This window comes from Janthinobacterium sp. Ant5-2-1 (assembly GCF_001445815.1).
GTDB lineage: Bacteria > Pseudomonadota > Gammaproteobacteria > Burkholderiales > Burkholderiaceae_D > Janthinobacterium > Janthinobacterium lividum_E.
In genome coordinates this window covers 59,517-73,064 of the sequence record NZ_LNCE01000034.1, presented here as the reverse complement: position 1 = coordinate 73,064, position 13,548 = coordinate 59,517, and the positions used below count along the sequence as shown (strand labels likewise).

At 61.4% G+C, this 13,548-nt stretch carries 13 protein-coding genes; all 13 read right to left on the bottom strand.

What is annotated here, in order from left to right; all coding sequences use genetic code 11:
- Positions 1 to 34 precede the first annotated feature (34 nt).
- Positions 35 to 1,219, bottom strand: coding sequence for a lipid-A-disaccharide synthase (lpxB, locus tag ASN89_RS12430; RefSeq protein ID WP_058049471.1), 1,185 nt, complete (start codon positions 1,217 to 1,219; stop codon positions 35 to 37).
- Positions 1,203 to 1,994 carry an acyl-ACP--UDP-N-acetylglucosamine O-acyltransferase gene (gene lpxA / locus ASN89_RS12425; protein ID WP_046684970.1) on the bottom strand — a complete coding sequence of 264 codons (792 nt, stop codon included), beginning with the start codon at positions 1,992 to 1,994 and terminating at the stop codon, positions 1,203 to 1,205. Before lpxA ends, lpxB begins: the two co-directional genes overlap by 17 nt.
- Before the next feature lies 1 nt (position 1,995).
- A complete protein-coding gene (fabZ, locus tag ASN89_RS12420; RefSeq protein WP_046684969.1) occupies positions 1,996 to 2,490 on the bottom strand; it encodes a 3-hydroxyacyl-ACP dehydratase FabZ in 495 nt (164 codons plus the stop codon).
- Positions 2,487 to 3,542: a UDP-3-O-(3-hydroxymyristoyl)glucosamine N-acyltransferase gene (gene lpxD / locus ASN89_RS12415; RefSeq protein WP_046684968.1), complete on the bottom strand. Its 1,056-nt coding sequence runs from the start codon at positions 3,540 to 3,542 to the stop codon at positions 2,487 to 2,489. The genes fabZ and lpxD overlap by 4 nt, the downstream gene beginning before the upstream one ends.
- Before the next feature lie 149 nt (positions 3,543 to 3,691).
- Complete coding sequence (locus tag ASN89_RS12410; protein ID WP_046684967.1) at positions 3,692 to 4,210, bottom strand: OmpH family outer membrane protein; 519 nt, start codon at positions 4,208 to 4,210, stop codon at positions 3,692 to 3,694.
- Positions 4,211 to 4,261: 51 nt separating this feature from the next.
- Positions 4,262 to 6,598 (bottom strand): outer membrane protein assembly factor BamA, encoded by a 2,337-nt coding sequence (gene bamA, locus ASN89_RS12405; RefSeq protein WP_046684966.1) that lies wholly within the window; start codon positions 6,596 to 6,598, stop codon positions 4,262 to 4,264.
- A gap of 83 nt (positions 6,599 to 6,681) precedes the next feature.
- Complete coding sequence (rseP, locus tag ASN89_RS12400; protein ID WP_058049459.1) at positions 6,682 to 8,043, bottom strand: RIP metalloprotease RseP; 1,362 nt, start codon at positions 8,041 to 8,043, stop codon at positions 6,682 to 6,684.
- The gene (gene ispC, locus ASN89_RS12395; protein WP_058049458.1) at positions 8,040 to 9,224 is read right to left on the bottom strand and encodes a 1-deoxy-D-xylulose-5-phosphate reductoisomerase; all 1,185 of its coding nucleotides are present in this window, start codon (positions 9,222 to 9,224) and stop codon (positions 8,040 to 8,042) included. Before ispC ends, rseP begins: the two co-directional genes overlap by 4 nt.
- An 8-nt stretch (positions 9,225 to 9,232) precedes the next feature.
- Positions 9,233 to 10,066 carry a phosphatidate cytidylyltransferase gene (locus ASN89_RS12390; RefSeq protein WP_058049457.1) on the bottom strand — a complete coding sequence of 278 codons (834 nt, stop codon included), beginning with the start codon at positions 10,064 to 10,066 and terminating at the stop codon, positions 9,233 to 9,235.
- Positions 10,066 to 10,833, bottom strand: a complete 768-nt coding sequence (gene uppS, locus ASN89_RS12385; protein WP_046684962.1) for a polyprenyl diphosphate synthase — start codon at positions 10,831 to 10,833, stop codon at positions 10,066 to 10,068. The genes ASN89_RS12390 and uppS overlap by 1 nt, the downstream gene beginning before the upstream one ends.
- A gap of 99 nt (positions 10,834 to 10,932) precedes the next feature.
- Positions 10,933 to 11,493, bottom strand: a complete 561-nt coding sequence (gene frr / locus ASN89_RS12380; protein ID WP_046684961.1) for a ribosome recycling factor — start codon at positions 11,491 to 11,493, stop codon at positions 10,933 to 10,935.
- A 177-nt stretch (positions 11,494 to 11,670) separates the two neighbouring features.
- A complete protein-coding gene (gene pyrH, locus ASN89_RS12375; RefSeq protein ID WP_034752258.1) occupies positions 11,671 to 12,387 on the bottom strand; it encodes a UMP kinase in 717 nt (238 codons plus the stop codon).
- Between the two features lie 147 nt (positions 12,388 to 12,534).
- A complete protein-coding gene (tsf, locus tag ASN89_RS12370; protein ID WP_034752260.1) occupies positions 12,535 to 13,446 on the bottom strand; it encodes a translation elongation factor Ts in 912 nt (303 codons plus the stop codon).
- Between the last annotated feature and the right edge of the window lie 102 nt (positions 13,447 to 13,548).

Genomic DNA, 13,548 nt, shown 5'->3' with positions numbered 1-13,548 from the left:
GAATCTTTGGTAGGAACTGCGATTGAAACGGTGCTTACTTGCGGTTGGCGGCAATGACCTGCATGACGGCATTCGCGCTTTCCTGCGCGCTGTCGCGCAGCAGGCTGTGGTGCATATCCGTGAAGCGCTGCACCAGGCGCAAACGCCCGGGAACGTCGCTCAGCTGCTTCCACATGGCTTCGGCCAGTGCCTCGGGGCTGGCCGCGTTTTGCAGCAGCTCGGGCACCAAGTAGTCGCGCGCCAAGATGTTGGGCAAACCAATCCACGGCTGGTAGCCCATGTGGCGCATGATTTCCCACGAGGCGCGCATCATCTTGTAGGCGATGACCATGGGCTTCTTGTACAGCGCCACTTCCAGCGATGCCGTGCCGGAGGCCACCAGCACCGCATCGGCGGCGCAAATGGCCGTGTGCGAGCCGCCGTCCGTGAGCAATATTTCGACGTCCTGCAGGCCCGCTTCCGCAATCAGCTGCAGGAAGTACTGGCGCTGTTTTTCGCCGGCCATGGGCGCGACGAAACGCAAGGAGCGGTCGCGCGCCAGCAGCAACTTGCACGCGCCGACAAAGGCCACCGTATTGTATTTGAGTTCGCCCATGCGGCTGCCCGGCATCAGCGTCACGACATTCGCGTCGTCTGGCAAGCCCAGGGTGCGCCGCGCGGCCGCCTCGTCGGGCTGCAGGGGGATCATTTCAGCCAGCGGATGGCCGACATAGGTAACGGGCACGCCTGCCTTGCGGTAGATCTCTTCCTCGAACGGGAAGATCACCAGCATGTGCGAGACGGCCTTGATAATTTTCTTGATGCGGCCGCCGCGCCAGGCCCAGATCTGCGGCCCGATGTAGTGCACGGTGGGGATGCCGCCTTCCTTGAGCTGCTGTTCCAGTCCCAGGTTAAAACCCGGATAGTCGGCGCCGATGAAGACGGCGGGACGCTCGGCCAGCAGCTGGTCGCGCAGCGCGTTCTGGATGCCCTTGATCTCGCGGTAGCGGGGAATGATCTCGAACAGGCCACGCACGGTCAGCTTGTCGAGCGGCCAATCGGACACAAAACCCTGCTTGGCCATGTGTTCGCCGCCGATGCCATGGAAGCGTGCGCCGGGCAGCTGCGGCACGAGGCCGGACAGCAGCCGGCTGGCCAGCAGGTCGCCCGACACCTCGCCGGCGACGATGGCGACATTGGCGACCGGCAGGCCGCTAGACTGGTCAGCGGACGATGCCACGCGACGCCACGCCAAGGAATTCGCGCATGGCGCGAATGTGTTCCGCCACCTCGGGCGACGATGCCGCTTCTTCTTCGAACAGGGCAGCCTTGGATTCTTCCAGGGTCAGTCCCGCGCGGTAGATGAGTTTATACGCGGCGCGGATGCCGTTGATCTGCTCGCGCGTAAAGCCGCGGCGTTTCAAGCCTTCGATATTGACGCCGTGGGCTTGTGCCGGGTTGCCGTTCAGGAGCACGAATGGCGGCACGTCCTGCGTCAGGCTGGTGCTCATGCCGACGAAGGCATGCGCGCCGATCTTGCAGAACTGGTGCACATTGGCGAAGCCGCTCATGATGACCCAGTCGCCGATTTCCACGTGGCCCGCCAGCTGGGCATTGTTCGAAAAGATCGTGTTGTTGCCCACCAGGCAGTCGTGCGCCAGGTGCACATACGCCGAGATCCAGTTGTCATTGCCCAGGCGCGTGACGCCGCCACCCTGCACGGTGCCCGTGTTGAAGGTGCAAAATTCGCGGATCGTGTTGCGGTCGCCGATTTCCAGGCGCGTCGCCTCGCCAGCCCATTTTTTATCCTGCGGCTGCGCGCCGATGGAAGAAAACTGGAACAGGTGGTTGTCGCTGCCGATCGTCGTGTGGCCGTCGATGACCACGTGCGGGCCAACCCTGGTGCCGGCACCGATGCGCACGTGCGGACCGATGATGGTGTACGGACCCACCTCGACCGAGCTATCGAGCTCGGCCTTCGGATCAATGACTGCCGTGGAGTGGATGGCCGCCATGTTACTGCCCCGCTGGCTGGCTCGCAGATTGGCTGGCATCCTGCGCGCTGCGGATGGTGCACATCAGTTCACCTTCCACCGCCAGCTTGCCGTCGACCGTACCGACGGCCTTGTATTTCCAGATGCCGCGCGAGACGCGCAGGATTTCCACATCCATCTTCAGTTGGTCGCCCGGTTCGACAGGACGCTTGAAGCGCGCGTTGTCGATGCCCACAAAGTACACGACCGAGTTCTCGTCCGGTTTCACGCCCATCGACAGGAACGACAGCAGGGCCGCCGTCTGCGCCAGCGCTTCGATCATCAGCACGCCAGGCATGACCGGCTTGTGCGGGAAATGGCCCTGGAAGAACTCTTCGTTGACCGTCACGTTCTTGATGGCGGTGATGGTTTTGTTCGCTTCCCAGTCCAGCACGCGGTCGACCAGCAACAGCGGGTAGCGGTGCGGCAGCAGCGATTTGATGGCGAGGATGTCGAGGGTCTTTTTTTCAGTAGTCATTTTTCGTCTTGCGTGGTCAGTGTTTTAATTGTTTTTTCAAGCGCGCGGATTTTCTCGCGCATGCTTGACAGGTTGCGCACGATGGCGGCGCTCTTTTCCCAGTCGGCGTTCTTGGCCAGCGGATAGAAGCCCGTATACTGGCCCGGCTCCGCGATCGAACGCGAGACCATGCTGCCCGAGCCCACATGGACGCGGTCGGCAATCGTCAAATGGCCCAGCACCATGGCGGCGCCGCCAAAGGTGCAGTATTTGCCGATGATGGCGCTGCCGGCCACGCCAACGCAGCCGGCCATGGCCGTGTGTGCGCCGATATGGCAGTTGTGGCCGATCTGGATCTGGTTATCGAGCTTGACGCCGTCTTCGATGATGGTGTCGGCCAGTGCGCCGCGGTCGATGGTGGTGTTGGCGCCGATATCGACATCGTCACCGATCACCACCCTGCCCGTCTGCGGAATCTTGATATACACGCCGCCTTCGTTGGCGAAGCCGAAGCCGTCGGTGCCGATCACGGCGCCCGAATGGATGATGCCGCGCTGGCCGATCACGCAGCGCGCGTGGAAGGTCACGTTGGCGAACAGCTGGGTACCGGCGCCGATGACGGCGTCGCGGCCAATCACGCAGCCGGCGCCGATGACGCAGCCGGCGCCGATCACGGCACCCGCTTCGATCACGGCGCGCGGCCCGACCGAGGCAGTGGCGTCGACTTGCGCGCCATCATCGACGGTGGCGCTGGCGTGGATGCCCACGGGCGCCTTGATCTCGGCCAGGGCGGCAAAATACTGCGCCGCGCGCGCGAAATACACATAGGGATTCGGGGTGACGATGCGCGCGCCGGCGTAGTCGGCGCCGATCAGCGCGTCGTCGGCCGGCGTGAGTATCAGCGCGCAAGCGCCGCTCTGGGCCGCCTGTGCGCGAAATTTGCTATTGCTGAGAAAGCTGATGTGCGAAGCGCCGGCGTCGGCCAGCGGTGCGATGCCTGAAACTTCCAGGTTCGGATCGCCCGCCAACTGTCCGCCGAAGCGTTCGACCAATTCACCTAGTCGAGTGCCCATCGATATACCCTTATAAAAACGCCTGACTATGCCTACTGCGCGGCGCGATTTGCGGTCTCCGATGCTCACTGTGCATTCGCACAGCTCCGCTTCTCAACCACAACTCACATCCGCTCGCTACGGCACTGCCAGGCTTGAAACCGTTTCGATTACTTGTCCAGCGCCTTCAGAACCTTGTCGGTAATGTCGATGCGCGGGCTGGCCCACAGGGCTTCCTGCAGCACGATGTCATATCCTTCGATATGCGCCATCTGCTGGATGATGGTGTTGGCTTTTTCCGCGATGGCGCTGCGCTCTTCGTTCGTGCGCTGGCTCAGGTCTTCGCGGAACTCGCGCTGGCGGCGCTGCAATTCCTTGTCCAGCTCGAAAAACTCGCGCTGGCGCTTGGCGCGCTCCGCCTCGCTCAGGGTCGGCATGTCCTTTTCCAGGGCTTCATTGGCCACCTTGAAGCGGGCCGCCAGTTCCTGCACGGCTTTTTCGCGCGAGCGGAACTCTTCGGCCAGCTTGGCGCTGGCCAGCTTGGCCAGCCTCGATTCGTTATAAATACGTTCGCTGCTGATCCAGGCGATCTTCGACTCCTGAGCCTGCGCCTGCACCGGCAACAGCGAACTCCAGCACAATGCGATCACGGCAAGGGTCTTGGGCAGGGTAGCGGATGCGGTGTTCATGATACTCCATGGTCAAAAGGTAAAAGCTGTCGCCCCGGTTCAGATGGCCGGTTAGAAACCGGTGCCCATCTGGAACTGGAAGCGCTCCAGGCGGTCCGTCGGCTTGGCGTTCAACGGCTTGGCGTAGCTCAGCTTGAGCGGGCCCACTGGTGAAATCCAGCTGATGCCCAAGCCAGCAGAATAGCGCAATTGCGAAATCCGCATTTTTTCGCCTTCCTGGTAGACCTGGCCGCCGTCAAGGAAACCGAACCAGCGCAAGCTGCGGTCATTGCCCGAACCAGGGAATGGCATCTGCAGTTCCGCGTTACCGATCAGGCGCGAAGCGCCGCCCAGTGCATCGTTGGTGCTCGGTTCGACCGCGCCCAGAGAAGAACTCAGGTAGCCGCGCACCGAACCGATACCGCCGCCGTAGAAGTTCTTGAAGACTGGATACACGTGCTTGCCGATGCCGTGGCCGTAATCGATCTCGCCCTTCAGCGCCAGGGTGACCTTGCTGAACAGCGGACGGAAATACTGGTGCTCATAAATGGCACGGAAGTATTTCTGGTCACCGATCAGGTCAGCCTCCAGGTTGACGCGCTGGTAGCGGCCGATCGATGGCGTCAAGGCGCTGTCGCGGCTGTCGCGCTGCCATGCCGCCGTCAGCGGGATGGAATTCGTCGTGGCCGAACCGATACCGTCGGACGGGCCGCCATTGTCGATCACGTACTGCTTGAAGCGGATCGGGCTGGTGATATCGGTTTCGATGCGCGAACGCTCGGCGCCGATGCCGAAGAAGACGGTGTCGACTTCCGAGAACGGTACGCCGAAACTGACGCGGCCACCGGTCTGCTTGATCTTGTAGCTGCCGATGTTCAGTGCCGGCGGTTCCGTCGTACGCAGGTAGACTTCAAAGCTGCGCGAAATGCCATCGTCCGTGTAGTACGGATTGGTCTGCGAAAACGCGATGGTGCGGCTGTAATGGCTGGTATTGAGTTCGATGCCGACCGTGTTGCCGCTACCGGCGAAGTTGGCTTGCGAAATCGATGCCGACAGGGTGAACTTCTCCGATTGCGAGAAAGCGCCACCGATCAGGAAGTTACCGGTTGGTTTTTCCACCACCGTGACGTTGACGTCAACCTGGTCGGTCGTGCCCTGCGCTTCCGGCGTGTCGATGGTCACGTCCTTGAAGTAGCCAAGGCGGTCGACACGGTCGCGCGACAGCTTGATCTTGTTGCTGTCGTACCAGGACGATTCGAACTGGCGGAATTCGCGGCGAATGACTTCATCGCGCGTGGTGGTGTTGCCGGCGATATTCATGTGGCGCACGTACACGCGCTTGCCCGGATCGATGAAGAAGGTAAAACCGACTTCATGCTTTTCGCGGTTGATCTCGGGATTCGCGTTGACGTTGGCAAACGCATAGCCAAACGTGGCCAGGCGGTCCTGGATACGCTTGTTCGTCGCCGTCAGGCGCGCGCCCGAGTAGATTTCGCCTTCGCGCATCAGGTTCAGGGCTTTGAGCTCTTCTTCGCGGCCGAACATCTCGCCTTCGAACTTGGTGCCGGCGATCTTGTACTTTTCACCTTCGGTGATGTTGATCGTCAGGTAGATATCTTTTTTATCGGGCGTGATCGACACTTGCGTCGAGTCGACCTGCATCTCGATATAGCCGCGGTCCAGGTAGTAGGACTTGAGCGACTCGATGTCGCCCGTCAGCTTGGTCTTCGAATACTGGTCGGCCTTGGTGTACCAGCTGAACCAGCCGCCCGTGTTCAGGGCCAGCTGATCGCGCAGTTCCTTGTCCGTGAAAGCCTTGTTGCCGACGATGTTGATCTGCTTGATGCGGGCCACGTCGCCCTCGTCGACGGCGAACACCACGTTGACGCGGTTGCGCTCGATCGGCGTGACGGTGGTGGTGATCTTCACGCCGTACAGGCCATGCGACAGGTACTGGCGCTTGAGTTCCTGTTCCGCGCGGTCGACGGACGCCTTGTCGAAAATCTTGGCTTCGCCGACGCCGATTTCCTTCAGCGCCTTGACCAGCACGTCCTTTTCAAATTCCTTGGTGCCCGTGAATTCCACGGTCGCGATGGCCGGACGTTCCTCGACCAGCACCACCAGCACGTCGCCATCGGCTTCCAGGCGCACATCCTTGAACATGCCCGTCGCATACAGGGCCTTGATGGCGGCAACGCTCTTCTCGTCGGAGAACGTTTCGCCGACCCGCACCGGCAGGTAGGCAAACACGGTGCCCGCTTCAGTACGCTGGATCCCTTCGACCCGGATGTCCTTGACAGTAAATGGCTGGACGGCCAGCGCGTGGCCGGAACAAATGGCCATGACGGCGGCGCCGATCAGGCTGCGGCGAAAGGAAGGCAAGGCAAAACGAGCAGAATGTAATTTCATTGGGGTTATTCAATGGGTAAATCAATGGACAACATACACAAAAGATTGCTTGTGCGACTCACGCAATGGCATCAACCACCGCCCTAATTCAGCAATCGCAACACGTCATTAAAGACGGCAAGCACCATCAAGGTCAGCAACAAACCGATCCCCAGGCGCTGGGCAATCTCGCCTACGCGCTCCGGCAAGGGGCGTCCGGTCAAAACTTCCAGCGAATAATACAGCAAATGCCCGCCATCCAGAACAGGAATGGGTAGCAAATTCATCACGCCCAGACTGATACTGATGAAGGCAATGAAGCTCAGGTAGCTTACCAGGCCGATGCGCGCCGTCTGGCCCGCGTAATCGGCAATAGTAATGGGCCCCGTCACATTCTTCAGCGACACCTGGCCGGTGATCATTTTACCCAGCATTTTCAGGCTCATGACGCTGGTATCCCAGACCTTGGCGGACGCCTTGCCCACAGCAGAGAACGGTCCCGATGCCACGGTGATCATATCCGGCACCTGTCCCAGCTTCGCCTGTATCTTACCAACTGTTACAGCTCCCTCCGCCCCGGCGCCCGGCATGGCGTCCGGCGTAATGGGCAAGGTCAGGTCCTGGCCCTGGCGCAAGAGCTGCAATTGCAAGGTCCGGCCCGGCGCCTGGCTCAGGGTGGCGATGACGGCCGCCACGTCGTGCACGGGCTGTTCGTCGATGGCGAGAATCTGGTCGTTTTTCCGCAGGCCGGCGCGCGCGGCGGCGCCATCGGGCATGATTTCCATCAGCGTGGGCGCGGAACGGGCCAGGGTGAGGCCCAGCTTGCCCAGCACGTCGCCTTCCAGGTCCGTCTCCGTCAGGCTGGCCGTCGGCAAGGTCGCTTCCTGCTGGCCACGGTCGGGACGGCGCACTTCGATGCGCGCCGGCTGCTTGTCGAGGGTGGCCTGGATCAGTTCCCAGCGCAGCTCGGACCAGCTGGCCACGGGCTTGCCATTGACGGTTTCCACCGTATCGCCGCTGCGCAGGCCGGCCGTGTATGCCGGCGTCTGCTCGGCCACGGGGCCGAGTTTACTCGAGGGCTCTTCGATACCATGCATGAACAGGCCCGCGTACAGCACGATGGCGACGAGAAAATTGGCCAGCGGGCCGGCGGCCACGATGGCGATGCGGCGCCACACGCTCTGGCGCGTGAATTCGCGGCGCAATTCGCTTTCCGGCAAGTCGCTGAGGTCTTGCGCACGGCTGTCGAGCATGCTGACATAGCCGCCCAGCGGCAGTGCGGAAATCGCCCATTCCGTCTGATCCTTGCCAAACTTGCGCGAATACACCACTTTTCCCATGCCGATCGAGAAGCGCAGCACCTTCACGCCGCACCAGCGCGCCACCAGGTAGTGGCCCAGCTCGTGCAAGGTAATCAGTGAACCGAGCGCGACGATAAAGGCCAGCAAGGTGGTGATGAGCGTCATGCAGCCAGCCTTTGGGCGATATACGCTTGCGCGGCCGCTCTGGCCACGCGGTCCTGCTCCAGCACGGCCTCGATGCTCGAAGCGGCGCCGTGCGGCACCGTGTCGATCACGTGCGCGATAACCCGGTCGATCTGGCGGAAGCCGATCCGTTCGTCAAGGAACGCTTGCACGGCCACTTCATTGGCCGCGTTGAGCAAAGCTGGCGCCGTGCCGCCCGCGCGCAAGGCGTCAAACGCCAGCGCCAGGCAGGGGAAACGGCGGAAATCGGGACGTTCGAACTGCAGGGTGGCCACTTGGGCCAGGTCCAGCTGCGCCACGCCGGAAGCGATGCGCTGCGGATACGCCAGCGCATGGGCGATCGGCGTGCGCATGTCCGGATTGCCCAGCTGGGCCAGCACGGAACCATCGATGTACGAGACCATCGAATGGATCACGCTCTGCGGGTGGATCAGCACTTCGATCTGGTCGGCCGGCGCGCCGAACAGCCAGTGCGCCTCGATCACTTCCAGACCCTTGTTCATCATGGTGGCCGAATCGACGGAAATCTTGCGTCCCATGGCCCAGGTCGGATGCTTGCACGCCTGGTCCGGCGTGACCGTGTCGAGCGTCTCGACGTCGCGCGTGAGGAAGGGGCCGCCTGACGCGGTCAGCACGATCTTTGCCACGCCCGCGGCGCCAGGCGCGCGGCCATGGGCGTGCGGCATGCATTGGAAGATGGCGTTGTGTTCGCTGTCGATCGGCAGCAGCACGGCGCCGTTGTCATGCACGGCATCGATGAACAGCTGGCCGGACATGACCAGCGCTTCCTTATTGGCCAGCAATACCTTCTTGCCGGCACGCGCCGCCGCCAGGGTGGGCGCCAGGCCGGCCGCGCCGACGATGGCCGCCATCACGCCCGTCACTTGCGGCGCGCTGGCGATGGCGCACAGGGCGTCCACGCCGTACTCGACTTGCGTATCGACGCCCTGCCCGCGCAGCAAGCGCGTCAGTTCAAGGGCGGCGTCCGCCGTGCCGACGACGGCGCGCTGGGGACGGAATTGCAGGCACTGGGCGGCCAGTTCAGCCACGCGGCTGTGCGCGCTCAGCGCATACACGCTGTATTGCTCGGGATGACGCGCGAGCACGTCCAGGGTGGACACGCCGATCGAGCCGGTCGCGCCAAGGATGGTGATGTATTGCATGAGTTTCCTTAAAGCCAGCTGGCCATGAGGGCGGCAAATGGCAGGACCGGGATCAACGCGTCGATACGGTCGAGTACGCCGCCATGGCCAGGCAGCAGATTGCTGCTGTCCTTGATGCCGGCGCGGCGCTTCAATTGGGATTCGAACAGGTCGCCGACGATGCTGGCGGCGACGACCAGCAGCAGCACCAGCAAGGCCACGAGCCAGCCGCGGCGCAATTGCAGCTGCACGGCGAAGGTGTCTTGCAGCACCGGCAGCGATGGCGCGGCCACGATGGTGATGGCGGCGATGACGAGCACGGCGATGCCGCCGCCAATGGCGCCTTCCCAGGATTTACCTGGGGAAATGCTTGGCGCCAGCTTGCGCTTGCCGAAAGCCTTGCCCGAGAAATAGGCGCCGATATCGGCGATCCACACGAGGGCCATGACGGACAGCAAGTACAAGGGGCTATGCAGGAACAAGGCGATGATGGCAACAAAACAGCCGACGATGGTCACCGGGTACACGAGGCTGAGCAAGGTATTGCCCAAGCCTTCGGTGGGCGGCAAGCCCGTTGCCAGCGAGGGCACGAAGCGGATCAGCCAGATGGCCACGCACAGGGCGAACCAGAAATTGAGCTGCGCCATGCCGTTACCGACAAAGAATGTATACGCGAAGGCGGCAGTCCAGACGGCGGCAATCACGAGCGCATGGCGATTTTTGAAGATGCGGAAGCTTTCCCAGACGGCGGCGCCGAAGAACGCCGTGGCGATCACGGCGAAGGCGGGGAAATAATTCAGATACAGAACCGGCAGCAAGACCGCCAGAAGGACCAGGGCGGTGATTATCCGTGTTTTCAGCATCAGTTTGTCTTTTCAGTTAATTGCGCGCTGGTACGGCCAAAGCGCCGTTCGCGCTGCTGGTAAGACGCGATTGCCGCGTCGAGGCACTCGTCATTGAAGTCGGGCCAGAAAGTCTCGGTGAAAAACAACTCAGTGTACGCCAGTTGCCACAGGAGGAAATTGGAAATGCGCTGCTCGCCGCCCGTGCGGATGAACAGGTCGGGCTCGGGCGCGTACGCCATGGCCAGGTGCGGCGCCAGTTGCTCTTCCGTGTAAGCGTGCCCGGCAGGCTGGCCATTGGCGGCAGCCTCGGCCGTCATTTTGTTGACTGCCTGCATGATGTCCCAGCGGCCGCCATAGTTGGCGCAGATGGACACCGTCAGGCGCGTGTTGTTCGCCGTCTTGCGCTCCGCATTGGCGATCAGGGTCTGCAGCTCGCCATTGAAGCGCGACAGGTCGCCCACCACCTTCAGGCGGATGTCGCTGGCATGCATCTTGACCACTTCGCGTTCCAGCATCGTGACGAACAGGCGCATCAGCAGCGACACCTCTTCTTCCGGGCGGCGCCAGTTTTCCGAACTGAAGGCAAACAAGGTCAGGTATTCGACACCGCGCTCGAGGCAGGTCTCGACGACACGGCGCACGGTATCGGCGCCCTTGACGTGACCAGCCACGCGCGGCAGAAAGCGCTTGGTTGCCCAGCGGCCATTGCCATCCATAATGATTGCCACATGGCGCGGCACCGTGCCCACCTCAGGTACTGCCGTTGTCGAACTCGAATAGATCATGAAAACACGAATACCAAAAATAAAAGATAACTATTATGCTCCAAATAGCACTGCCCGGAAAAGCCATGCTTTCCCGGGCAGCGTCAAAAGGACTGAAAACTAGACCGTCAGCACTTCTTTTTCTTTGTCGACAACCATCTTGTCGATGTCGGCAATAAACTTGTCCGTCAGCTTCTGCACTTCTTCCGACGAGCGGCGCTCATCGTCCTCGGAGCAGGCTTTTTCCTTGACCAGTTTCTTCAGCGACTCGTTCGCATCGCGGCGAATGTTACGCACGGCAATCTTCGCGTCTTCCGCTTCGCTCTTGACCAGCTTGACCATTTCCTTGCGGCGCTCTTCCGTCAGCGGTGGCGTCGGCACACGGATCATGTCGCCCTGTGCCGATGGATTCAGGCCCAGGTCGGCGTCGCGGATGGCTTTTTCGACGGTGGTGGCCATCTTTTTTTCGTATGGCTGCACACCGATGGTGCGCGCGTCGATCAGGGTCACGTTGGCGACCTGGGTCAGCGCCGTCGGCGAACCGTAGTAATCGACCATCACGTGGTCCAGGATACCCGTATGGGCGCGGCCGGTACGCACTTTGGCCAGATCGGCCTTCAGTGTTTCCAGCGACTTCGTCATGCGTTCCTGGGTGTTCTTTTTAACGTCAGCTAAGGACATTACTGTACTCCTGTAGTGACGCCTGTCAAAACCTGCTGCGCGTCGGCATAGGCGGCCTGCGATGCTCACCGTACCTCGGTACGGTTGCGCTTCTCGGCCACCTCTCCCTTCCGCTCGCGACGGTTTTGTCAGGCGCTGTTAATGATAATAAATCTTGAAATGACTACCAATACTAATTTAGACGTGAACCAGCGTGCCTTCATCTTCGCCCATGATGACGCGCATCAGCGCGCCTGGCTTGGTGATCGAAAACACTTTGATTGGCAGTTTCTGGTCGCGGCACAGGGCGAATGCGGTGGCGTCCATCACTTGCAGGTGCTTGGCGATGGCGTCGTCGAACGTAATCGTGTGGAACAGGGTGGCATTCGGATCCTTCTTCGGATCGGCCGTGTAGACGCCGTCGACCTTGGTGGCCTTCAGGACGATCTCGGCGCTGATCTCGGAACCGCGCAGGGCGGCTGCCGTGTCGGTGGTGAAGAACGGATTGCCGGTACCGGCGGCGAAGACGACCACTTTACCTTCTTCCAGGTATTGCAGGGCTTTCGGACGGACGTACGGCTCGACCACTTGTTCGATGCCGATGGCCGACATGACGCGCGCAGTAATGCCGACGTGGCGCATGGCATCGGCCAGTGCCAGTGCGTTCATCACGGTAGCGAGCATGCCCATGTAGTCGGCGGTGGCACGGTCCATGCCTTGCGCGCCAGGCGCGACGCCGCGGAAGATATTGCCGCCGCCAATCACGATTGCCAGTTCCACACCCAACTTCGCCACCTCGGCCACATCGGCCACCATGCGCTCGATCGTGGCGCGATTGATGCCGTAGGGATCATCGCCCATCAGGGCTTCGCCGGACAACTTGAGGAGGACGCGCTTGTAGGCTGGTTTTGACATGAGCTGGGGCTCCATAAATGAGGTTATTCGAGTATGACATGGCGCAGCGCCTTGCAGCGCCGGATAGGCGCGCGGTGCTGCCCATGCCGCCGCCCGGCACGACAGGTGCGGGCGGGCCAAAAAAACGGGCCTCTCGGCCCGCTTTACTTACGCTCCCTGGGAGGCAGCCATCTGTGCTGCGACTTCTGCTGCGAAGTCGTCTTGCTTCTTCTCGATGCCCTCGCCCACTACGTACATGGCGAAACCTTTGACGCTGGTGTTAGCCGCCTTCAGCATTTGCTCAACCGACAGCTTGTCGTTTTTCACGAAAGCCTGGTTCAGCAGGGACACTTCTTTCAGGAACTTCTGTACGGAACCTTCCAGGCGCTTGGCCAGGATTTCCGGCGATTGCGCTGGCTTGCCTTCGGCGGCCGCTTTGGCTGCGTCTTCTTCGGCTTTCAGTTGTGCAACCGAACGCTCTTTTTCGATCAGTTCCGCTGGAACTTCGTTCGACGACAGCGACACTGGCTTCATGGCAGCGATGTGCATTGCCACGTCTTTGCCCACTTGCTCATCGGCGCCGTCGAATTCGACGATCACGCCAATGCGCGAACCGTGCAGGTACGAAGCCAGCTTGGCGCTGGTTTCGAAACGCTGGAAGCGGCGGATGGTCATGTTTTCGCCGATTTTGCCGATCAGGGCAGCGCGCACGTCTTCCAGGGTCTTGCCGTCGAGTGGCAGGGCCAGCAGGGCAGCGACGTCAGCCGGGTTGTGTTCCGCTACCAGACGGGCAGCGTTGTTGGCCAGCGCCAGGAAATCGTCGTTTTTCGCAACGAAGTCGGTTTCCGAGTTCACTTCGACCAGGGCGCCTACGCCGTTGGCGATGTAAGTTGCCACGACGCCTTCAGCGGTGATGCGTGCCGATGCTTTCGATGCCTTGCCGCCCAGTTTGACGCGCAGGATCTCTTCCGCACGCGCCATGTCGCCTTCGGCTTCGGTCAGTGCTTTTTTGCATTCCATCATTGGTGCGTCGGTTTTGCCGCGCAATTCGCCTACCATCGCTGCTGTAATCGCTGCCATGTGTTTCTCCTGATTCGGTGAGTCGATAGTCGCGGCCGGGCATGCATGCCTCGCCAGCGGTCACTATCGTTTTTTTGTTAAAAAAAAGGGGGAGCTGCTGCC